Source organism: Streptomyces sp. NPDC002144 (genome assembly GCF_053593695.1).
Genome location: NZ_JBSFDB010000090.1, coordinates 1 through 21,679 on the forward strand (window position 1 = coordinate 1; position 21,679 = coordinate 21,679).

Annotated in this window: 15 protein-coding genes and 2 pseudogenes; 8 read left to right on the forward strand and 9 right to left on the reverse strand. The window is 68.9% G+C overall.

Annotated elements, in window-relative coordinates:
- Window positions 1-596: 596 nt before the first annotated feature.
- Window positions 597-779: pseudogene (locus ACWCQ1_RS49160) on the forward strand (DUF6009 family protein); the annotation flags it as partial.
- Window positions 780-1,096: 317 nt separating this feature from the next.
- Here the strand turns inward: ACWCQ1_RS49160 and ACWCQ1_RS49165 are convergent.
- Window positions 1,097-1,345 carry a Smr/MutS family protein gene (locus tag ACWCQ1_RS49165; protein ID WP_451029737.1) on the reverse strand — a complete coding sequence of 83 codons (249 nt, stop codon included), beginning with the start codon at window positions 1,343-1,345 and terminating at the stop codon, window positions 1,097-1,099.
- 1,314 nt (window positions 1,346-2,659) lie between these two features.
- Here ACWCQ1_RS49165 and ACWCQ1_RS49170 point away from each other — a divergent pair.
- The 3 genes from ACWCQ1_RS49170 (at window position 2,660) to ACWCQ1_RS49180 (ending at window position 5,788) form a co-directional block, all read left to right on the forward strand.
- Window positions 2,660-3,682, forward strand: a complete 1,023-nt coding sequence (locus ACWCQ1_RS49170) for a bifunctional DNA primase/polymerase (RefSeq protein WP_451029738.1) — start codon at window positions 2,660-2,662, stop codon at window positions 3,680-3,682.
- Entirely contained in the window at window positions 3,679-5,241 is a 1,563-nt protein-coding gene (locus ACWCQ1_RS49175; protein WP_451029739.1) for a DNA primase family protein, read from the forward strand. The genes ACWCQ1_RS49170 and ACWCQ1_RS49175 overlap by 4 nt, the downstream gene beginning before the upstream one ends.
- Before the next feature lie 160 nt (window positions 5,242-5,401).
- A complete protein-coding gene (locus ACWCQ1_RS49180) occupies window positions 5,402-5,788 on the forward strand; it encodes a DUF6009 family protein (protein ID WP_451029740.1) in 387 nt (128 codons plus the stop codon).
- 300 nt (window positions 5,789-6,088) lie between these two features.
- Here the strand turns inward: ACWCQ1_RS49180 and ACWCQ1_RS49185 are convergent, their stop codons facing one another.
- The 3 genes from ACWCQ1_RS49185 to ACWCQ1_RS49195 form a co-directional block, all read right to left on the reverse strand.
- Window positions 6,089-6,697 (reverse strand): LuxR C-terminal-related transcriptional regulator, encoded by a 609-nt coding sequence (locus ACWCQ1_RS49185; RefSeq protein ID WP_451029741.1) that lies wholly within the window; start codon window positions 6,695-6,697, stop codon window positions 6,089-6,091.
- 368 nt (window positions 6,698-7,065) lie between these two features.
- Complete coding sequence (locus ACWCQ1_RS49190; RefSeq protein ID WP_451029742.1) at window positions 7,066-9,933, reverse strand: AAA family ATPase; 2,868 nt, start codon at window positions 9,931-9,933, stop codon at window positions 7,066-7,068.
- Window positions 9,934-9,944: 11 nt separating this feature from the next.
- Window positions 9,945-10,505: a helix-turn-helix transcriptional regulator gene (locus ACWCQ1_RS49195; protein ID WP_451029743.1), complete on the reverse strand. Its 561-nt coding sequence runs from the start codon at window positions 10,503-10,505 to the stop codon at window positions 9,945-9,947.
- 18 nt (window positions 10,506-10,523) lie between these two features.
- Between ACWCQ1_RS49195 and ACWCQ1_RS49200 the strand changes: the two genes are divergently transcribed.
- Window positions 10,524-10,685 (forward strand): hypothetical protein, encoded by a 162-nt coding sequence (locus ACWCQ1_RS49200; protein ID WP_451029744.1) that lies wholly within the window; start codon window positions 10,524-10,526, stop codon window positions 10,683-10,685.
- A gap of 84 nt (window positions 10,686-10,769) precedes the next feature.
- Here ACWCQ1_RS49200 and ACWCQ1_RS49205 read toward each other — a convergent pair whose 3' ends face one another.
- Window positions 10,770-11,690: a helix-turn-helix transcriptional regulator gene (locus tag ACWCQ1_RS49205; protein WP_451029745.1), complete on the reverse strand. Its 921-nt coding sequence runs from the start codon at window positions 11,688-11,690 to the stop codon at window positions 10,770-10,772.
- A gap of 173 nt (window positions 11,691-11,863) precedes the next feature.
- Between ACWCQ1_RS49205 and ACWCQ1_RS49210 the strand changes: the two genes are divergently transcribed.
- Together ACWCQ1_RS49210 and ACWCQ1_RS49215 are read left to right on the forward strand one after the other, a co-directional pair.
- A complete protein-coding gene (locus ACWCQ1_RS49210) occupies window positions 11,864-13,471 on the forward strand; it encodes an aldehyde dehydrogenase family protein (RefSeq protein ID WP_451029746.1) in 1,608 nt (535 codons plus the stop codon).
- A gap of 366 nt (window positions 13,472-13,837) precedes the next feature.
- Window positions 13,838-14,926 carry an alkene reductase gene (locus ACWCQ1_RS49215; protein ID WP_451029747.1) on the forward strand — a complete coding sequence of 363 codons (1,089 nt, stop codon included), beginning with the start codon at window positions 13,838-13,840 and terminating at the stop codon, window positions 14,924-14,926.
- Window positions 14,927-15,352: 426 nt separating this feature from the next.
- Here the strand turns inward: ACWCQ1_RS49215 and ACWCQ1_RS49220 are convergent, their stop codons facing one another.
- The 4 genes from ACWCQ1_RS49220 to ACWCQ1_RS49235 form a co-directional block, all read right to left on the reverse strand.
- Window positions 15,353-15,769: a hypothetical protein gene (locus ACWCQ1_RS49220; RefSeq protein WP_451021374.1), complete on the reverse strand. Its 417-nt coding sequence runs from the start codon at window positions 15,767-15,769 to the stop codon at window positions 15,353-15,355.
- On the reverse strand, window positions 15,766-17,826 hold the full coding sequence (locus ACWCQ1_RS49225) for an integrase (RefSeq protein WP_451029748.1): 2,061 nt from the start codon (window positions 17,824-17,826) through the stop codon (window positions 15,766-15,768). The genes ACWCQ1_RS49220 and ACWCQ1_RS49225 overlap by 4 nt, the downstream gene beginning before the upstream one ends.
- 62 nt (window positions 17,827-17,888) lie before the next feature.
- Complete coding sequence (locus tag ACWCQ1_RS49230; RefSeq protein ID WP_451029749.1) at window positions 17,889-19,628, reverse strand: hypothetical protein; 1,740 nt, start codon at window positions 19,626-19,628, stop codon at window positions 17,889-17,891.
- Window positions 19,625-20,989, reverse strand: a complete 1,365-nt coding sequence (locus ACWCQ1_RS49235) for a site-specific integrase (protein WP_451029750.1) — start codon at window positions 20,987-20,989, stop codon at window positions 19,625-19,627. The genes ACWCQ1_RS49230 and ACWCQ1_RS49235 overlap by 4 nt, the downstream gene beginning before the upstream one ends.
- 522 nt (window positions 20,990-21,511) lie before the next feature.
- Here ACWCQ1_RS49235 and ACWCQ1_RS49240 point away from each other — a divergent pair.
- Window positions 21,512-21,679 (forward strand): annotated as a pseudogene (locus ACWCQ1_RS49240) (STM4015 family protein); the annotation flags it as partial.

Here is a 21,679-nt window from a genome sequence, read left to right on the forward strand (position 1 = left end):
ACCGACGACACCGTCCTGCCCACCGAACTCACCGCATAGCCTCAAAGACGAGATCACCGAGTGGCCGTCGATACACCACTCCAGCGGACGTGACCTGTCGTCCCGCATGCTGCCCGTGCGGCTCCGGCCTGTGCGGACGCGCGTAGTTCTGCTAGTGGTGCCTTCAGGCATCACAGTCTCCTCGATGGATGACGCCGGTGTCTTCCCCCACGAAGCCGCTTGGCCCGCGCCCATGGGCTCGCTTCGAGCCCGGCGCGGGTGACGTGCCCGTGGCAGGCAGGAGCAGGGGAGCAGGGAGCACGCGTCTGCGCGTGCTCCCTGCTCCCGCCCCTGGCCAGTGCAACGGTTGAACCAGGGTCTCGGTTCACTGAGCCCGGATCTACCGGCTTGATTACGGAGTGCTCATTCCGGAGGCGTTCGAGTGGGCTGGCTGCTGACCTGTGGTTTCGGGCAGGGAGTATCGGCTGGTTTGTCCAGCGCTTTCCACATGTCCATAGGTCTCGGGCCCTCCGGACGCGTTCGGGGCCGGTGAGGTCACGGTCGCTGGCCAGGGAGCGGCGGGCGCCGTCGATGAGCCAGGCGATGCCGGGGCCTTCTTCTGGCTGCTGCCCCACGACCGCGACACCGAGCCCGACGGCCTGTACGCCAAGAGCGCCCCCGTCGAAGCCGTCGACCCGCGCACCCTCGAACCCGGCATCAAGGGCTGCAAGACCGAACGCTCCGAAGGCTGCCCACCCTCGGCCGCCATGCAGGAACTCGGATTACAGCTCCCGCTGTAGCAGAGGGCCCTGGGTCAGCAGTCCTTGGGCATACCTCGGACGGGCGCGGGTCGACGGCCAACTCGTAGGCCACTTCCCACCTTCGGTCGGGGACGACGATGCCCGCTGTCTCCGCGGCACGACCGCCGCTGCTGTAGTACGTCCGCTCGACCGCCACCACCAGGTCGCCCGTGTTGAGACCGAGCAGAGCGGCCTGCTCCTGGGGGCCCGGGAAGGCCGCGTGATTTCCACCCAGGTTTCGATGTCGACGCCAACGGGGCGCATCTGCGTCGTCTATGCGCCGTCGACTGCGCGTGCGGCGCCACGCGCCGAACGGCTCATCGGAAACGGACGATGATGCGTCCGTTGTTGGACGGATCGACTTCGAATCCCACATAGAGCTTCTTGAGATGGGGTTGCCCCAAGGTAGCCAGCACCCTCGCTTTGAGTTTGCCGGAACCTTTCCCGGGGATGATCTCCACCCGGTCGGTCTTCGTCGCCGCAGCCTTGAACAGGATCGCGCGGACGGCACGGTCGATATCGCGTTCGTTCCTGAAGAGAGGGTGGAGGTCAAGGGTAAGGGTCATTGTTGTCTTCCTCAGGGCATGGCACGACGATGCAGCGATCGCGCGCATGAGCAGCACGTCCCTGCAGGCAGGGCAACGTACCGCAGGTGTTGGAACCGACTCAGCGCATCACGTGACATCCGGCCCCCTACGACGTGTGATTCGCCCGTCGGTACAGCTGACCGTGTAGACAGGGGCAATTCGCGGTGAGCCCTCGCCCGGTGCGTGTCACCGGCGTATCGAAGGGGCAGGTGCATGTGAAGGTGCCGTCCAACAAGATCGAGGGCGAGTGGTGGGTGACCAACCTCGAATTCAACGTCGGCTGAACCCAGTTCGCCGGCAGCTGGCCTTCGCACTATGACCCGGACGGGATAGCGAGCTCCCACGAGCACGAGCATCCGGTCCTAGCGAGACGGATGGCTGTGACTGCTCCCGTCATCACCAGGCGGCGGCGTCAGATGGCACAGGGTGAGGCCGGCGTGTCGCTCAAGGTGGTAGGTGCTGTCGGGCAGGGAGAGCAGACTCTGGCGCACCAGGGCCGGGGGCACGTGCTTCCGCATCTCGGCGGCCGCCGCACGAGTCCATTCCCGCGCTCTGGGCGGCGGGGCGCCATGGGGAGCGGTCCGCGGGCATTGTCGCGGCGCTGCCGCAGGGTGGCCACCATCCACCGTCCACGCCCCTTTCCGTGTCCTTGGGTATCCACCAGGCTGGCTTGGTGTACCTCGGCAATCAGTTGGAGGCCACACCAGGGCGTCTGCGGGGCGCACGGGACCGGGACGCACACGACCACTGCGGTCCCGTTTCAGTCCCGCGGGAGAAGCCGCAGGTCAGAAGGTTGCGTAGAGGGTGAACGGGACTGACGGGACTCACCTTGGGGGTTACTTCTATCAAGGGCGCGCGTATGCGCGCGCATGTAGTCGGATATGTCTATTACTGCTACCCGGCTCATATATGCAACCTTCGGTCCCGTCAGCCCCGTGATTTGAGGTCAAAGCCTCCCTGACCTGCACGTTCTCGCGCGGGACTGAAACGGGACCGAAAGTGTGCCACGAACCGCTTGCCCCCCGGCAGGCTGTGCCTCGACAGGGACTGACGGGACTCACTTTCCGACACGCTTGCCCTGTCCCCACTGACGTTCGCCCTGTGTGCGCTAACCTCTGTGCCACATGCGTAAGTCTCAGTCCCGTCAGTCCCGTCAGCCGGTGCCCGCTCGGAGGCCCCTGTTTGTTGCTGACGGAGAGGCAGAAGACCTAATAGATTCGACAAGGACGCCTAGTGCCCGGCCCGGTTGCGACACCCTCGCCAGCCCCTTCAGGTCATGGCGAGCCACGTGATGTGGCCCGCTGGTGCGCCGCTGAGGGTTGGCCGGTACATCCCCTGGCGCCTCGGCAAAAGACGCCAGCGGCCAACTGTGCGCGTTGCAGGCTCAGCCGACACAGCCCGGCCGAATGCCCTTGTATCCCCGCTGGAGGCTGGTGCCACGGCTTCCACGCCGCCACCACTTCGCTTGAGCGCATCGATGCCTGGTGGTCCGCCCAGCCCCGCCTTGGGGTAGGGGTCTCCTGCGGTCCCGCGAACCTCGTGGTCATCGATGTAGATGCGCACAGCGCCCAAGTACCCGACCGCTCTCGTCTGTTGCCCGGCATTGCCATCGGTCCGCAGGTGACACTCACAGGTCTGGCCACCGGCTTTGACACGCTGGCACTTCTGGCTGCGCTACGGCACGAGCCGAGTCCCGCGGAGGACGAGGGAACTTTGCGGGTGCGTACACCATCGGGTGGCCTCCACATCTGGTACCACAACCCCAACCCCGAAACGCGCTACCGATCCTCCGCAGGGTCGAGTCCTAAGGTTGCGCTGGCCTGGCAGGTCGATGTCCGCTCTGACGGCGGCTACATCGTCGCGCCGGCCACACGGACAGCGGCCGGTACCTACACCCGTGTAGGAAGTGTCCGGCGTCCCGCTCCTCTGCCCCACTGGCTGGCCGACGAACTCGTCCGCACCGGCCACGTAGCGCCCAGTCCGGCAGAACGCCGCCCACCGACCCCACCAGCAGGGCGACCCCGCCGACAAGCACCGAAGTCCGCGAGCCGGATCCTGCAGCCCCTCCTGGAACTGGTCGCCGCTTGCGCAACCGTCCCCGAAGGTGCTGGCTTCACCGAGAAACTGAACCGGGCCGCTTTCACGGCCGGAGGCCTCGTTCAGGGCGGGCACGTCGCCGAAACTGACGTGAAGACATTGCTGTTGGAAATAGCCAACCATGCGCGCCCCCATCAGGAACGCCGCAACGTTTCCATCATCGAATCCGCTCTGTACGCCGGCAAACAACGCCCGCTCCATCCCAAAGGACGCTCATGAGCAGCGCCGAATCGCCCCACTTCGACGCCGTGGCCGCAGCTGAGCAGATCCACCAGCAGCAGAGTCTCGACATCCACCTGGTCGACGGGCAGCCACTGCTGCCGCCGCAGGCAGCTGCCGAAGGCGCTCGCCGCCCCGTGCCGGCCCCGGCCGGCCTGCTTCCGGACGAACTGACCGACCGGGCCAATGCCAAGCTGTTCGCCCGGCTCTACAGCGACCGCTTCCGGCACGTCGAGGGATTGGGCTGGTACTGCTGGGACCAATACCGGTGGAGGCGCACCGGAGGGGAGAAGGGCGCCATGTGGGCGGCCGGTGACATGGCCGAGCAGATGCCGCGTACCGACCCCCGCGGCCTCTTCAGCGACCGCGACCTCGCAGCGCACCGCCGCCGCACCCAGTCCACCGCGGGAATGAAAGCCCTCCTGCAGCAGGCGCAGGCCGCCCCCGGCCTCAGCCTTGACCCTGACACCTTGGACGGCGACATCTACGTCCTGTGCACCCCGGGCGGAATCGTCGACCTCAAAACCGGTGAACTGCGCAAACCAGACCCGCTGTCCGACATGCACTCTCGCGCCACAAGCGTCGCCCCGCAGGACATGCCGATCCCGCGCTGGTACAGCTTCCTACGCGACACCTTCGGTGACGACGACAAGGGCCGGGAAACCATCGCCTTTCTCCACCTGCTTCTCGGCTATTCCGTCACCGGCGATGTCGGCGCCCAAGTCCTGCCCTTCCTCTACGGCTCCGGCGCCAACGGCAAATCAGTCCTGCTCGAGGTCATGATGCAGATCCTCGGTGACTACGCCAACGCCGCACCACCGGGCTTCCTGATGGAAAAGGGAAAATTCACCGAACACAGCACCGAACTGACCGAACTCCACGGCAGACGCATCGTCGTCTGCAGTGAGCTCAAGCCGAACGACAAGTTCAACGAGGCCCGAGTCAAGCTGCTCACCGGCGGTGACACCATCACGGCCCGCCGCATGAGGCAGGACTTCTTCACCTTCACACCCACACACAAACTGTGGCTCCTGGGCAACCACCGTCCCGAAGTCGGCACCGGCGGCTACGCGTTCTGGCGGCGCATGCGGCTCATCCCCTTCGAGCGCAAGGTGCCCAACGCACGCAAGATCGACAACCTGGCCCAGGAACTCGTCCGGGACGAGGGACCAGGCATCCTGCACTGGCTCATCCAGGGCGCACGCCAGTACCTCGCCACCCGCGACCCCCTCCACGGACCCGCCTCCGTACGCCTGGCCACCGAGGCCTACGAGAAAACCGAAGACCACATCGGTCGCTTCATCGCCGAGCGGTGCACCACGCTCACCCACGGACAGCCCAACCCCGACCTGCGCGTGGAGCAAAAACTCCTCTACGAAACGTATGCCCGCTGGTGCTCGGCAGAAGGCATCCGGCCCGCAACCAGCCGAGCCTTCGCCAGCCGTATCCGCCAGGAACTGGGCCTATCCTCCCCAGCAGAGATGATCAAGAACAACGACCGCAAGCTGTACCCAGGACTCGCATTGCTCTCAGAAGCCGCAACGGAGACCGCGGAATGATCACGGTGACGCAACCCGGCGCACTGGGAAGGTCCACCGAGGCGCCGTACGATGAAGAACGCGATTACGAGAAGAGCTGTACAAGGGGGCAGAGTGCGAGCGTTGGGCACCCCACAGAGACCGCCCAGCGGCCGCTCGACGAAAGGGAGGGTCTTCAGCCATGAGCTCGATGCTGCGAGACAGCCAGCTCGCCGATGAAGTAGAGGTGGTGTGGCTGGAGGACCCGGCAGACCTCGACTACGTCCGGCAGGCCCTGGACAAATTGCACACCCGGCGGGGCAAGCCCCGATACGAACGCGACGGACGCATCATCGGCTACACCAACCTCAAAGTCGGTGCCGCAAGCGACCCCGACAGTGGCCTCTTCGCCCGCCGCACGTTCTTCCTCCTGCCCCACGACCGCGATAACGAGCCGACCGGACCATACGAAGTAGGGGCACCCGGGGAAGCGGTGGATCCCAGAACCATCGAGCCTGGGAAAGTCGGCGCCAAGACCACGCGCTCCCAAAGGGGCCGCGCCGCGGAGGTAACCCCAGCCGGCAAGTAACGAGATCGGTGGAACTCGCGTCCCCCGAAGGGACACGCGACAGTCGCCTGAGCTGATGAGGAACAAGCTCAAGCGTGGCGTGCGTGTTGATGTACGGGACTGACTGTCGGGCCTCTTCGCACTGCGTATGCCTCAGACGCACGTGTGAGGCCATTCGTATGCAGAAGCCTCAGTCCCGTCAGTCCCGTCAGTCCTGCCAAGTGCAGGCAGCGTGGCTGCCGAGCGGGCAGGCGGGCTGCACGCCCACGGCCTTGCAGGCCGCTGGGCCGGCCCCTTCGTGGCAAGGGACGTCAGAAGCCCTCAGATGATGCCCGAGCGTATGGCGTAGGAGACGGCGTGGGCCCGGTTGCGCAGCTGCATGCGCTTCATGAGGCCGTAGAGGATGTACTTGACGGTCCGCTCCGAGTAGGAGAGCTTCCGCGCGATCTCCGAGAGTTCCTGGCCGTCGGCCACAAGGCGCAGTACGTCCACCTCCCGCGGTGTGACGCCGGAGGCGGTCAGGCCCCGCGGGGTGAGGACCTCCCTGTGGGTCCACTGCACTTGTTCCAGCAGGGTGCCCTGAAGGGCGGGAGGTAAGCTGCCGCCGCCCGACGCGACGGTGAGCAGAGTCCGGATGAAGGCCTGGGGGGTGAAGGAGTCGCGCCACAGCACGGCGCGCACGCCCCGGTCGACCGCCGTCGAGACGTTGGCGATCCACTGCCGTCCCACCACCAGTACGAAGCGTGCTTCCGGCCGGTCGCACAGGGTGGGGAGCAGGTCGAGGGCCTCGGCGTCCACGGTGTCCAGCGCCACGACCATGAGGTCCGCCTCGTGCGGCTCGTCCACGGGTACCTCGACGAAGCGGCGGTCGCTCTTGAGCGAACTGATCAGTCCGGCCCGTGTGAGGGGGTCGGGAGGGTGAATCGCCACCCGGATCGTGTCTCTCACCACCTGTTGAGGCATTCGCTTTCCCTTCGACAACCGTGCTTGTCGTGCGGCCTGTTACAGCTGACGAGGATCGTGTCATGGCGTTATCCGCACCTGGTGTCCATACGGGCGGTCCCCTCTAAGGGCAGGGAAATGTCGCACGAGTGCCCGGTGGGCGAAAAGGGCGGAAGCGCCTCTTCTGGTTCATTCCGGCATCGCGGTCCGGCCTGTGGCGCACACCTGACCGGGCACAGAGGGACAACGGCGGTGAGGACGAAGCACCACGGGGCGGGACCCACCGTGCTGATGGGGTGCGGCCGTGTGCCTCTCTCCGGGGCGGAACGAAAATATCCGGCCACCGGGCGGTGACGTCAGTAGTCCTGAGTGAGCACGGCCGTCACGACTTCGGTGCGGGACCGCAGGCCGGTGCGCGCCAGCAGCCGGGAGATCCGGTCGGCGACGGCCTTTTCGCTGAGGCGCAGCACGGTGGCGACCTGGCGGTTCGTGAGCCCCTCGGCGATCAGGGTGGCGAGGAGGTGCTCGCTCTCGGCTGTGGCCTCTTTGCGGCCGGGGACGGTGAGGTTGGCTTCGCGCAGCGCCGTCCTGGTGTGGAAGCGCCACAGGGCGGCCCCGGTCTCCTGGAACAGTTCGTAGGCCTCGTGCAGCAGGGTGGCCGGGCCCGCGCCGTTGTCGGCGGCTGCCGACAGGGTGACCGCCGTCTCGAATGGCTGCGATCGGGAGCGGGCCAGATCCACCGCCTCCCGCAGGTCCCGTCGGGCTTGGCCGGGGTCGTCCAGGCGCCGGACTTTCGCCGAGGCCAGCAGGCAGAGCAAGCGTGAGCGGCCGCTGCCGAGCTGCTCCGCCACCTTCTCAAGGCGCCTCAGGCAGGTCGTCGCCTCACCGGTGCGGCCGGCTTCGGCGTTCAGGTCGGCGAGGGCGGCCCACAGTTCGTCGGTGCCGTAGACGTGTCCCCGGGCGTTCGCGGCGCTCAGGCCGCGGCGGAGCGACTCCGCGGCGCCGGACAGGTCGCCGAGAGTCCGCAGGACCTCGGCCTCGGCACTGTCCAGGGAGTGCTCGAGGGGTCCGTCCGGGCCGCCCCGTGCGTCGGCGATCAAGCGGTGCGCGTTGTTGACGCCCCCCCGGGCGAGGAGGATGGCCGCGGTCCGCGCCGTGAGCGGATACCCGTCGGTGGCCGGCGACAACGCCTGACCGGTGGCCAGCAGCCAACGGGCGTGTTTGAGTGCCTCGTCCCAGCGGCCACCCAGGTGGTGCCAGAGGAACAGGCTGTATGGCGGCAGTGCTTCGGGTGCCAGCCCCCGGTCGGACAGCAGGGCACGCGCCCCCCGCAGGTCGCAGGAGCAGAGCAGCTGCTCGCACTGGACCACCGTCAGCACGTACTGCAGGTCGGGAGGCAGGTCCAGCAGCTCCGGCATGGTGAGTGAGCGCGTGAACAGCTCGGGTTTGCCCACCATCAACTCACCGACGGCGCGGTAGCGTTCGAGGATGGGCGCCACGCGGTCGTCGGTGGTGGTGTGCCATACCGACGGGGTCCGCGCCAGCAGATCCATGGCTTCCCGCCACTTCCCGAGTTGGCACAGGGCCACCGCCCTGCCTCCCACGGCCGCCCCGGCGGGCAGAGGCAGCCTGTCCCACCATTGCGCCGCGGCCATCCGGTTTAGGAACGCCCAGTCCTTCTCGACCGCTGCTGCTGACGCCAGCACACCGGCGATGCCCTGGAGCACCGGCACGGTGACGCCGTCGGGAGGCGTGCGCAGCAGTGATTCGGCGATCGACCGCGCCGTCGGGTAGTCGCCCGAAGCGAACGCGGCCCTCGCGTTCCGCAGCAGGGCCGGACCGCGGGCCGCCGGGTCCTCGATGAGGCGGGCCGCCGCCCGGAACCAGCGCAGCATTCCCCGGCCGCCGAAGTCTGGCCACTCGCGTTCCGCGATAGCGGTCAGCTCCGCCACCGCGCGGTCACGGTCGACCAGGGGACCCGCGTCCGCCATTCGGTCCGCCAGATAGAAGTCCGCGTGCGGCTGCGGGAGCACGACGGCCACCCGCTGGGCGCCGATGCCTGCTTCCGCCGTGTTCCACAGCGCCTTGACCGCGGCGGCGGACAGCCGACTGCGTTCCAAGGGGCCCAGCCGGGCTTCGACGACGTAGGCCGTCAGCGGCACGCGGAACGCCCAACCGCCTGCCGTTGCGCCGTCCCGGCGGGGGAGTTCCTCGATGATCCCCGCCTCGGTCAGGTCGTGGATGCCTTCGGCGATAGAGGTATCGGACAGTCCGGTGGACGACGCGATCAGCTGCTGGGCCCTGGGACCCAACGGCCACAGTACGCTCAGCGCGCCAGCCACCGTCCGGCCGGGTTCGCCCAGCGTGTGCAGCGAGGCGAGGAACGGGGCGCTGTCCGGCAGGTCCGGCACCGGAACGCCGACGGCGAGGAAGGCGTGACCCTCGACCACGCGGATCGCGTCCTGCTGCGTCCACGCCGTGAGCAGGGCGTCCATCGCCCCGGGGACCCCCTGGGTGAGTTCGTGCGTCCGCCGGACGAGCGCGTCATCGGGGCTCGCTTGGAACCGTCGCGCCAAGACGGTCTCGATGTCGTGGGGCCGCAGGCGCGGAAGGTCGATGGTCCGCACCATCGTGCCCTCTGCCGGCCGGTGCCCGGCCAGGACGTGCTCATGGGGCTTCGCAAGTCCGCCCGCCGACACCACCAGCCGGACGCCTGGACCGATTCGTGCGGCATCGAGTTCGCTGAGGACGGTGAGCGAGTCGCCGTCGCCGTGCTCGATGTCGTCGATCACCAGCACCGTGGGTCCGCACTGCGTCAGAGCGGCGGTGAGCGCTTCAGCCGCAGCTGTCCGGTCGCCCTTCTCGGCAGCGGACATCAGGTCCGCCGCCGGCCTGCCGCCCGACTGTTGCTGCGCCGTGCCGGACTGGGGTTTCACCAGCGTCGTAATCAGGCGTAGTGCCAGCAGCAAAGGGTGTTGCTCATCGCCTGGCACGCACGCGAAGAACAGCGCGCCGGTGCCTTCCGCGCGCAGTCGTCCATGGACCGCTCGCAGTAACGAGCTGCGCCCGGCCCCCGGTTCGCCCCGGACGTACACCAGGCGCGGCCCGTCCGGATCACTCAGCAGGCCGTGGATCGCGTCCAGTTCCGACTCACGTCCGACCAAGCGCTCCTGCGTGCGGTGCACGCGTGCCGACGTGTCACCGTGGACCACGTCTGTCGTCACTGTCCGATCAGTCACTTCCGACCGCGCCTTTCGCCGAACGATGCACAGCAGGCGGGTGCGCCCGATCTTCTCGGGCGGACTCCAGCGGACGAACGTACGTCCACGGCAGTCATTATGGCCGCCTGCACGACGCCTGGGTCGTCAGGCGGGCGGCGGGCGAATCGCGCCGGTGTTGCCCCGTACTGCTTCCTGAAAGCGCGGATGAAGCGGCTGCTGTCGGTGAAGTGCCAGAGCGCGGCGGGCTCGGAGACGGTGAGGCGTGATTCCGGGGTGGTAAGCGCGGTGGCGGCTTCCTCCAGGTGCGGGCGGCGGATGTAGGCACTCAACGACTCTCCGAGACTCGCGAAGGCCCGCTGCAGGGTGCGGACGGAGACGTGCAGGTGCGCGGCGATCGTGGTCGGAGAGAGGTCGGCGTCGGTGAGCCGGGTGTCGACCAGGTCCTTGGCCGCTTGGGCCAGCGCCGGGATGAAGGTGAGCTCGCGGTCGTCGAACTGGTCCAGGACCAGTTCCTTGACGAGTTCCAGCAGGGCGTTGCGGGAGGCTTCTCTGTCAAGTTCAGCGTGTTGAGACATGGTCAGCCAACTGCCGCAGTGAGCTGGCTACGGAAGGTGAACAGCGACCTGCGCCGCACTCTCGCTCTGTACGAGGAGGCGATCCGCCAGCTGGCCCTCGAAAACGACGCACTGCGCAGCGGCGGCACCGTTCTTCCACTGCCCAGCCGCAGCAGGCCCGCGCCACCCGGGCCGTCCTGAATCCGACACCCCCGCTGGCGCCTGGCGTGGATATGGTCGCTGGGCGTGGCGCTCAGCTGACTACCGGTGATCAAGGGGAGTTGATCAAGCCGTGCGTGCCGAGGGCGTGCTCGTTCCCGCCCGGGTCGCGTCCGTGCCCCAGCTGGCCAGCAGTCGCAGAGCCTCCGCCGATGGGGAGTTCGGTTCGGCGTGGTAGGTCACCAGCATCTGCTCGTGGGCGTCGGCCTGGTGGAACGATTCGAGGCGGAGATCGAGTTCGCCGACGAGTGGGTGGTGCAGGCGCTGGATGCCGTGGCACCTCTCCTTGACGTCGTGGGTGGCCCACAGCCGCCGGAACTCCTCGCTCTTGACGGAGAGTTCGCCCACGAGCGCGGACAGCCGGGGGTCGTTGGGATGGGAGCCGGCGTCCATGCGCAGTTGTGCGACGATGTCGCTGGCTTTGTGCTCCCAGTCCACGAACAGGTCGCGGTACTCGGGCCTCAGGAAGACCAGCCGCGCCCAGTTCTGCTCCCTGGCCGGCAGCTCGGCCCAGTCGCCGAAGACCGCCGCGGCCATCCGGTTCCAGAGGAGGATGTCCGAGCGCCGCCCCACGAGGATCGCCGGAACACCGTCCATGGTGTCCAGCAGCGTCCGCAGGGGACCCCGCACCTGCTGGGCGCGGCCGGCCGGCTTCTTCTTCTGTTTCGGCTTCGCCAGGTGTGTGAGGTGGGCGTGCTCGGCGTCGCTCAGCCTGAGGGCGCGGGCGATGGCGTCGAGGACCTCCGGCGACACGTGCCGCCCGTTGCCCTGCTCCAGGCGTGTGTAGTACGCCACGGACACCCCGGCCAGCTGCGCCAGCTCCTCGCGGCGCAGCCCCGGTACCCGCCGGTACCGCCCGTAGTCCGGCAGTCCCACGTCCTCCGGCTTCAGCCGGGCCCGGCGGGTGCGCAGGAACTCACTGAGCTCGGCACGCGGGTCCAGAGCGCCGGCGGCGGGCTCGTGCACCGGTTCGGGGTATTCGTCCATGCCTCGAGTATCCACGGTCGCACGCACACCTTCCTGACCCAACCAGTGGTAGGCACCGCGCACGTACGCAAAGCCGTGACCTGGGTGGATGCCGGATCGTCCAGCACGCTGGCCACTGTGCCCGGCTGGAAGGCGGCCGGGGCGTGGCCTGGATCAAGAACGGAGTACATCCCATGAGCGCAACACAGGGGATCGAGTCGAGGACGCACCAGAGCGAGACGGCTGCGGAGGTGGTGGGCCGCCTTCGTGCGACGTTCAACACCGGTGTCACCCGCCCACTGGACTGGCGCGTCGACCAGTTGCAGCGGCTGCGGGCCCTGCTGGTGGAGAACGAGCAGGAGCTGCTCGATGCGCTCTGGGCGGATCTGAGGAAGAACGCCGCCGAGGCGAAAATGCAGGAGATCGACTTCACCGTCGCCGACATCGACGAGGCACTGGCGAATCTCGAGAACTGGCTTGAGCCCCGCCCGGTGGAGGTTCCCGCCCACTTCGGTCCCACGACCACGGCCTACACCACGTACGACCCGCTCGGGGTCGTCCTGGTGATCGCTCCGTGGAATTTCCCGCTGCACCTTCTCATCGACCCCATCATCGGCGCGCTGGCCGCCGGCAACACCGTGGTGGCCAAGCCGAGCGAGATGTCGGTGCACACCTCGGCGGTCGCTGCACGCCTGCTGCGCCAGTACTTCGACGCCGACGTGCTCACCGTCGTCGAGGGGGGCGCCGAGGAGACCACGGCCCTGCTGGCGCAGCGTTTCGACCAGATCTTCTACACGGGCAATGGCACGGTCGGCCGGATCGTCATGGCCGCGGCAGCCAAGAACCTCACCCCGGTCACGCTTGAGCTCGGGGGCAAGTCGCCGGTCTTCGTGGCGCCCGACGCCGACGTGGACGAGACCGCGATGCGGCTGGTCGGCGCCAAGTTCGGCAACGCGGGGCAGCAGTGCATAGCCCCCGACTACGTTCTGGCCGATCCTGCCACCGCAGCCGCGCTGGTTCCCGCCCTGCGCGCGGCGGTCGAAGCCCAGTTCGGCTCCAGCCCGCAGACCTCAGCCGGTTTCGGTCGGATCATCAACGAGACGTTCACCGAGAAGGGCGAGCAGCCCTACCCCGTACCGGAAGCGATGACCACCGCGGAGATCCGGGCAGCCGTGGAGGACTTCACCGCCGCGGCCCGCCGGGCCATCGAGGCGGGAGCGGACGGCGTGGAAATCCACGGCGCCAACGGCTACCTGCTCCAGGAGTTCCTCTCCCCGGCGGCCAACCAGCGCACCGACGAGTACGGCGGCTCGCCGCACAACCGCGCCCGCTTCGTCGTCGAGGTCGTCACGGCGGTCGCCCAGGCCGTCGGTGCCGAGCGGGTCGGGCTGCGGATCTCGCCGGAGGTCGACCTCGGGGACGTCTTCGAGACCGACCGGGACGACGTCCTGGCCACCTACGGCACCCTGATGGACCAACTGCGCCCGCTGGGCCTGGCCTACCTCTCCGTACTGCACGCCGAGCCGGGCGGCGACCTTGTCCAGGAGCTGCGGCGGCGCTTCGACGGCAAGCTGATCGTCAACAACGGCCCCTTCGGGGGGCAGACCACCCGCGAGCAGGCGCTCCAGCAAATCGAGGCCGGCCACGCCGACGCCGTGGCCGTGGGCCGGGCCCTCATCGCCAACCCCGACCTGGTCGCGCGCTGGCAGGGTGGCCACCCGGAGAACGAGCCGCGGCCGGAACTGTTCTACGGGCCGGGCGCCGAGGGCTACACCGACTACCCCTTCCTCGAAGCCGCTTGAGGCCCACGCTCATGCCTGTCCATGCGGCAGCCCCGCTCACCCATGGACAGGCGCCCGGCTGGCGACACAGTGCCCGCCCCTTTGAGCCCGCGGTCACAGCGGCGATCACCGGCTCGAGGACCGTCGGGTCCGCCAGGGCGCTGACGGTCCGCAAGTTCCTGGTCAGCAGCCCGCGTTCGGTGACCTCGGCGAGCACATCGCTCTCGTGCGTGGCCACCGCGGCGGCCTTCGGCCACAGCTGACGCCTATGACTGTTTTCCGGCGGCGGCACCCCTGGTCTTGCCGATCACCAGTTCCCCGCCACCTCGCAGGGAACGTGCCGCCGCCTGTCTCTTTCACCCGACCAATTCTTCGAAGGAAGCTGCCATGACCACCGCGTTCGACCCGATCGACCTGGGCGGCAAGACGCTCGCCAACCGCATCGCGATGGCGCCGATGACCCGCAGCCGCGCGGATGCACCCGCGGCCACGGCGACGGAGCTGATGGCGACCTATTACGCGCAGCGCGCGAGCGCCGGCCTGATCATCACCGAGGGCATCCAGCCGTCGGTGGGCGGTCAGGGCTACACCAACACCCCGGGCCTGCACTCCACGGCGCAGGTCGATGCCTGGCGGAAGGTGACCGACGCCGTCCACGCCCAGGGCGGCACGATCTTCGCGCAGCTGATGCACACCGGGCGGATCAGCCACCCCAGCCTGCTGCCCGACGGACTCCACCCCGTCGCCCCCTCCCCGGTCGCGGCGTCGGGCCAGGTGTTCACCTACCAGGGCCCCCAGGACTACGTCACGCCGAAGGAACTGGACCAGGACGACATCACCCAGACGATCGCCGACTACGCCGACGCCGCGCGCAACGCGATCGCCGCCGGTTTCGACGGCGTGGAGATCCACGGGGCGAACGGCTACCTGATCCACCAGTTCCTCGCCCCCAACACCAATCTGCGCACCGACAGCTGGGGAGGCGGCGCCGCAGACCGGGCCCGCTTCGGCATCGAGGTCGCCACGGCCGTCGCGGAGGCGATCGGCGGCCACCGGACCGGCTTCCGCATCTCCCCCGGCAACCCCTACAACGACATCGCCGAGACCGACCCGGCCAACGTGCTGGAGACCTACACCACCCTGACCGCCGGACTCGCCCGGCTGGACCTCGCCTACCTGCACCTGGTCGAGAGCCCGGACCGCGACCTGACCGCCCGGCTGCGCAAGGACTGGCCGACGGCGTTCATCCTCAACCCCTTCACCCACCCCGAGACCACCGGCCCCGGCGCACTCGCCCACATCGCGGACGGCACCGCGGACATCATCGCCTTCGGCGCGCTGTTCCTGGCCAACCCCGACCTGCCCGCCCGCCTCACAGCCGGCGGCCCCTACAACACCCCCGACGCGGCCACCTTCTACGGCGGCGACCACCGCGGCTACACCGACTACCCGCCGCTGCCCGCCGACAGCGCGTGAACCGAAAAGGTCCGCCGCCGAGTGCGGAGGCAAGCCGCGGCGTTTCAGGCCGCAGGCCACCGGCGTCCCTCTGGTCCTGACCTAGGCGCCTGGTGGCGGCACTCGCCGCCTGCCACATCTGGCGGACCACCTTGGAGAACCGGCAGCTGAGAGAAGAGCTTGAGGCCGCGACGGGCGGCGCTCGTGGCGCGGGCGATCCCGGACACGGTGCCCTGCGTATCACCGCGCAGGGCAGCATCGAAAGCTTGGACGACGCGTTCGCGACCGCGTCGGAGCACAGTGCCAGAACCGACGCCACCACTGGTCCAGGGCCCTTCACGCCGGAGGGCCCTGCCCCATGCCCGCACTGGACAACGGACAGAACGAAACCCCATCCATAACACCAGCTCAAGGCGGCACTTCGCCGAGCAGGCCCACCGCGTTGGGTCAGCCCAGAACGGGACGGGGCTGGGTGGGCAGCGTACGGACCGCGGACCGCTCTGCGAGCTGCTGGCGTAGAAGTTGGTTTTCGATTGTCGTTTGGTGCAGCGCACCGACGAGACCTTCGACGTCGGCCTTGAGCTGGGCGATCTCCTCTGTGTCGGCAGCGCGTAGCTCCTTCAGCCGGCGGACCTGCTTACGCAGGCGCTGTTCGCTGTCTGGGGTGCCGCCACGATTGCGGACCTTGTCGTAGAAGTCGTTCTTCAGGTCGGTGTGCCGCTGGGTGAGTGCGTTGCGCGGGACACCGGCTTCGAGGGCGAGGGCGACGATCGTCAGCGCGCCGTTGGAGCGCTCGGGCGTTCCGCCCAGGATGCGGTCCATCGCGGCACGGATGAGGTCGCGCTCGTCCGGGGTGGGGCTCATGACGTCGGCTCCTGGAGGTCGATGCGGCCGTGGTGATGACGGTCGGCCAGGTCACGGAGATGGTCGGCGCGCAGGGTGAGCCGGTCGGCGAGCGGGCCGGGCACTGCCTCTGCGGCGGCCTGTTTCTCCAACGCCTGTGCGTGCTGTACGAGTTCGTCGGCATGGCGGTCGGTGCGCGCGATGTTCGCGCAGGTGGGCTGGCATCGGTCCAGGCTCGGGGCGTCAGCGACATCGAGCCGGTGGCACAGGGCGCGGTCGCGGTTGTAGACGCACATCAGGAACGAGTGAGGGTTGTCGTAGACGGTCAGGGCCGGGTTGCCCAGGATGTCCCGGGCCTGCCGGTGCGTGCGGATGGACCCGGCGAACGTGGGGGCCTGGGCGGCGGCGTGGATCGCTCGCCGGGCGGCCGGCCCTGAAATCCCGGTTCCGGCGGCGAGGTCGTCGTGGAGGGTGGTGAGGGTGTCGGCGGTTGCCCGGGCGGTTTCGATGTCGAGCAGCTCGTGGATGCCGCCGCGGCCGCGCGCGGCGTAGCCGGCGCTCACTGCGGTGCGCAGGTGTCCGTACTGGACGGCCAGGGCCACCAGCCCGCCCGGACGGCGGGCGATGTGCCAGGCCAGCGACCGGCGGAAGCGTGCCACGCCCAGAGCCCCGAACGGATCGTCGGGGATGACTTCATGGGGACGGTCCAGGCGCACCGCGAGGTCGGAGACCCATTCGATGAAGTCCTCGATGCGGTTGCGCATCCCCTCGAAGCCGACGACCCGGCCCGTGGAGACGCGGCCGCGCGGGATCGCGTGGACGGCGGTGTCGAAGAGGAGCCCGTCGGGGGCGATGCGTTCCAGCACGCGGATCGCGTTGACCACCGGAGGAATGGCGACCCAGGGAACTTCCCGCACCTGCCCGGCGGAGTAGTGGTTGCCGTCCTGGTCGTGGACGCCCTTGAACACCCGGCCGTAGATCAAGTGCCGTTCAGGCAAGGGCGGTTCGGGGCAGCAGCCGTTCTCCAGGGCCATCACCTCGCCGGGCCGCATACCGGTCAGGTAGGCCAGGACGATGAAGCAGGCGACGTTGAGGTGCCGCATGAGCTGAGGGACCTCGGTGAAGTCGATCGTTTCGGTCCACGGCTGCCCGGCGACCCGTCCCGTGATCGGCGTGGCGAGTGGGCAGCGGCCGGGGTGACGCCGGGCGTAGTCGCGGAAGCCCTTCCGCAGTTCGGTGCGCAGATGACTATTGAAGTGCTTCGGTGAGCAGCCGACCAGCGCGGCCATGTAGGTCATGCTGATCTGGTGCTCGCCCTTGTGCCACCGGGTGGGTACGGGTGCACCACGGGCCACGAGCTGATCGAGATAGCTCCTTAGCCGCCCCATGGACTCCCATGTGCAGACGGTCCGCTCGGCCTGCTCGGTCAGGCGCTGCGCCTCCGCCTGGGCGGACACGATGTCGTCGGCGAAGTCGTCGACCACGCGCAGCGCCCAGACCAGCAAAGGCCCCATGGTGGCGGGAGCGATCGGCTCGCGGATGTTCTCCCCGGGGCCGGGGCCGGGGCCGGGGCCGGGCGTGGCCGGGAGGTAGTCGTCGACACCGTACCGGTGCCAGGGAGGCATCACCAGGCCGGCCGGGTGGGCGCTCGCGGCGTCGAACGCCCACAACCGGGTCAGCGCGATCAGTTCCTTCGTACCGTCGTTGCGGTTGGCCCCTGGTCGGCGGGCCAGGTGAGCGGCGTACGCGGTGAAGGTCTCGGCCGTGCACGTGCCGAGGCCGGATGTCCCCTGGGCGGTGAGCCAGTGGGCGAAGCGCTGCCAGCGCCGCACGGTGTCGTAGATCCCGTGCGGCCCCAGTCGGGAGTGCCAGGCCGGGTGACCGACCAGAACACTCGCCGGCAGCGCCGTATTGATCATCATCCAGGCCGCCAGGCGCATCTCTTCCCGGAAGGTCTCGGGGAAGTTCGACCAGTCCACGCCGACCCGCGACGCACTGGGGTTGGCTATCAGCGGAGCGAGAGACCAGACGTCGTCGCCGTAGATCGAGATCGGGACGGGCCCGGACGCCAGGATCAAGGACGGTGCGATGACCGGGGTCCTCCATCCAGGCAAAGTCGGCAGTTCAGAGGGCAGAGCGGTCACAAGTCGTAGTCCCCGTGGAGAAGTTGATCGATGACATCACGATCGGCGTCGCTGACCGAGGCGCGCGCGGCATCCCAGAGCGGCTGTCCGACCCGGTCGCGCAGATCGGTGAGCCGGGCGTGGGCATCGGCCCAGTCCGCGTCCCACACGGCTGGTTCCACCGTGCCGCGCAGGTTGCCCAACGCCTGGTGAATGTGCGCGAGACGGGGGTAGTGGGCGGGCGTGACGCGCGCGTTCGGGCAGGCCGTACACAGCAGGAACGAGGCGGCGCAGCTCTGGCCCGGCGGGCCGAACGGGCTGTGCTCGTAGTCGGCGCAGCCCGCCGTCGCTGTCTCCCGGACCCCTGCCCCGGACTTCTCGGTCAGGCGGGCGGCGAACACGGTGCGATGGGCGGCAGCCACCGCGTCCAGGGCTCCGTCGGCGATCACCGGCACGGCCGCCTCCTGGACTTGCGGCTCCGGCAACACGTAGACACTGTCGTGCGTGTCCTGGGTGTTCTGCCCGGGCTCACGCCGGTGCAGCACGTTCACGGTCTTGCGGATCCGCTTGAGCGGGGAGCCGGACAGCCCGACCGACCGAGCCCAGTCGGCGCCGGCACGTTCATCCACGCCGAACCCGAACTGGCCGACCCGGACGGCCCTGCGGTAGGCCTGTCCCTCGTGCTCGGTGGTCTGGTGCCAGACCAGCAGCCGGTCGATGTCCGCACCGAGCAGCGCCAACACGGCCCGCGCGTGCGCGGTCGCCTCCAAGGCCTCGCTGATGATCCGCCCGGAAGAGTCGGCGCCGGAATCGGTGAGGTTCCGGCTCTCGAAACGGCCACGGTGACCTGCGCGGCGTCGCTTCTCCAACCGCAGCCGGTAGACCGGCATCCCCGCCTCCGCCGTGCCGGGCAGCATCTCCGGCACGGGCATCTCGGAGATCGGCGTGGAGTTCAGCCCGAGCTCCGCGGCGATGAGCACCGCCAGCGCCGCCGTCTCCTTACGGCTGAGGAAGAGCCGCTTCCAGGTGTCCTGCGCCGAGTCGCCGCCCAGAGCCGGACGGTAGCGACGGCGCACCCTGCGTCCCCACTCGTACAGCGGGACATCGCCGGTGCGCGCCAGCACGTCCAGGGCCTCGCCGACCAGCCACTCCCGGCTGCCCGGCTCCATCGTGCCCGCGCGCCAGGCCGCCAGCCGGTCGGTGTTCTCCCGGATCCGCAGCAGTGCTGAGCGGAACGTCCGGCGGGCCGCGACGCGGATCGCCTTGAACTCCTCGGGCCCATAGGCCTGTTCACGGCCCGGCGCCCACACGAACCGCGTGGCCATCGCCTCCCGTACCGGCTGGGTGAGGCGCGGATCCATCTGGAGCAGGCCGGCGATCGACGCGTACTTGCTGTAGCCGTTCGCCCGTGGCGGCAGACTCAGCCGCCACTCGCTCCAGTGGGCTGGTGTCAGCCGGTCCACGTCCTGCGGTACGTCGTCCAGGCCGGCGAGGAACTCGGTGAAGGGCTTGACGAGGTACCAATGGGCCTCGCTGGTCTCGATGCTGTCCCAGCCTCCGCCCGGCGCGCACTTCGCCGCGTACAGCACGGCCAACGACTGCTGGAATATCCTCGGGACCGGCAGCACGCCGAAGTCGTAGCTGCTCACCCGCCCCTGCGCGTCCTGGTGCCGTACGACCAGGCCGTCCTCCTCAAGGACCTGCAGACGCTGATGCGGTCCATCGGGCAGGGCGGCCGTGCGGCCGCGACGACTCACGGGGTCACCAGCTTCTCGTCCAGGTCCTGGATGCCCTCGCTCTCCCGGGCCAGCTGCGTGAACAGCCCCGCGAGTTCCTGCTCCGTCACCGGTCCGGCGGTGGGTACGAAGTCGGTCAGCAGCGACCGCAGTTGCAGATCCGCGACCGGGGCGAGGTACACGGCCTTCGTGGTCTCCAGCTGGGCGTGACCGAGCAGGTCCTGCACCATCCGCCACGGATCGCCGTACAGAAGACGGAAGTCTCGCCGCTCCTCCGGCGTCAGCCCCATACGCCGGTCCATGACGTGGTTGAGGACCACGAGCATCAGCAACGCGAAGCTGTGCCGGCACATGTGCGGCGTACAGAACGGCGCCTCGTCTGTCACCGGTGACAGCACCGCCTCGCACCGCTCGTTCGCGGCCCGGAACACGTTCTCCCACGAGGCCGGGTGGAACGGCAGACCGGACTCGTTCAGCCACAGCCACAACGGCTCCGGACCTGCCGGCCCCTCGGTGAAGAAGCTCATCCGCTCCTCCACCGTCGCCTCAGTCAGTGGGGTCTGCCCGACCACGCCGTCCCGGTCGCGCCAGTGCAGTACACGCCGGTGCCGACCAGTCTCGTGAGTTACCAGCCGCATCGGAACATCGTCGAAGCGGCCCAAGGCCTGCGCGCGCCGCACCACCCGGGCGCGCGAGGACTCGACGTACCCCTCGATCTCGCCCACCACCACAGAGGAGGCGTAGAACGTGCGAGCCCGCTTCGACTTCGTCACCACCCGAGCGAGCCGCCCCACGTAGTATCGACCGCCCTCCAGCCGGAGGCGCGGAACCTCCACAGTCAGCAACGAAGCCCCCTCCGTCAGCCGAACCCCGGAGGAGAACAGCAGGTCAGCGAAGGCAGCGTTGCGGTCGGCCAGCCGCCCCGCCCACCCCGGCGACGGTATGCCGTCGGCGCCATAGCCACGCAGACCGACCTCCACCCAGCGGCGAAAAGCCCGCGGGGTCAGCCAACGGACCTCGCTGGTCCGCGCGTTCTTCGCCCGGGCCGCCGGCACCAGAACACGCTGACCGCTCCTGCCGAGGACCGACCGCATGATCACCGGGTTGACCATCACGTGATCGCGCTGTACCGCCCACTCGTACAACCGGATCAGCGCGGCCAGCCCGCGGTTCCACCGTGCCCCACCGACCCGGCGCGGGTTCCGCAGCGAGCGGGTCCGCCAGTCCTCGAAGTCCCACAGATCGTCTGCCGTGGCGTCGCGCCACGTCTTCTCGCGACCCCACAGGAAGTCGAAGAACAAGCAGTAGTCGTCCGTGTAGTTCCGCTTCGTCTCCTGCGCGAGACGGGCGAACGACGACCGGCACAGATACCGGCTCAGCACCTCATCGATCCGGTAGTCCGGAGAAAGAAGAATCGGATCCCCAGGATGAATACCAACTCGATCCTCACGCTCCGCCAGGTCCTTCCACCCGGCCAGAACGGGCACTCGATCCTCCGCCACCTGGCGGTCCCTCAGCACCCAATACCTACGCCACCCCGGCACGCAGCCACCCTTGCTCGATCCGCTTCAACACGTAGATCCAACAGGGAAGACGACGTGCGCGCCCAAGGGGTTACGCTCGCTCACGGTCCGCTGCACCGTGTCGGCGTGTGCCATGAGGATCTGCGCCACGGGTGAGGTGGCCTGCCCGGTGCGTGGTTTCCCGGCGACCAGGGACCGCAGGGCGTCGCGGGAAAGGTGACCATACGGGTGCCGATCTGCGGCGTGGTGTGGAAGTGGTTCTCCGTCACGACGTGGTGCAGGAAGTAGGTGCCGGCCGTGAACGCGTCACTGCCCTGGTCGTGCGGGTCCTGCAAGGCCGCTGTTCCGCGCGGCCCGACGTACAGTCTGACCTGGTCTCGGGGCGACGGCGAGATCGCCGACCTCGCGGGGATCCTGTCCGGAAGCCGGGTGCCGCGGCTGCGGAGTCTCGTCGTGCGTAACAGCGAGATGCAAGACGAGGTCGCGGCGGCTGTGGGGGCCGCGCCCATCGTCGCCAGCCTCGACGTGCTCGACCTGTCGCTCGGCACG

What these genes read in the sequence shown, in the direction of transcription:
- ACWCQ1_RS49165 (WP_451029737.1), bottom strand. Translation starts at nt 1,345, where the DNA reads ATGACCCTTACCCTTGACCTCCACCCTCTCTTCAGGAACGAACGCGAT.
- ACWCQ1_RS49175 (WP_451029739.1), top strand. Translation starts at nt 3,679, where the DNA reads ATGAGCAGCGCCGAATCGCCCCACTTCGACGCCGTGGCCGCAGCTGAG.
- ACWCQ1_RS49180 (WP_451029740.1), top strand. Translation starts at nt 5,402, where the DNA reads ATGAGCTCGATGCTGCGAGACAGCCAGCTCGCCGATGAAGTAGAGGTG.
- ACWCQ1_RS49195 (WP_451029743.1), bottom strand. Translation starts at nt 10,505, where the DNA reads ATGTCTCAACACGCTGAACTTGACAGAGAAGCCTCCCGCAACGCCCTG.
- ACWCQ1_RS49205 (WP_451029745.1), bottom strand. Translation starts at nt 11,690, where the DNA reads ATGGACGAATACCCCGAACCGGTGCACGAGCCCGCCGCCGGCGCTCTG.
- ACWCQ1_RS49210 (WP_451029746.1), top strand. Translation starts at nt 11,864, where the DNA reads ATGAGCGCAACACAGGGGATCGAGTCGAGGACGCACCAGAGCGAGACG.
- ACWCQ1_RS49215 (WP_451029747.1), top strand. Translation starts at nt 13,838, where the DNA reads ATGACCACCGCGTTCGACCCGATCGACCTGGGCGGCAAGACGCTCGCC.
- ACWCQ1_RS49220 (WP_451021374.1), bottom strand. Translation starts at nt 15,769, where the DNA reads ATGAGCCCCACCCCGGACGAGCGCGACCTCATCCGTGCCGCGATGGAC.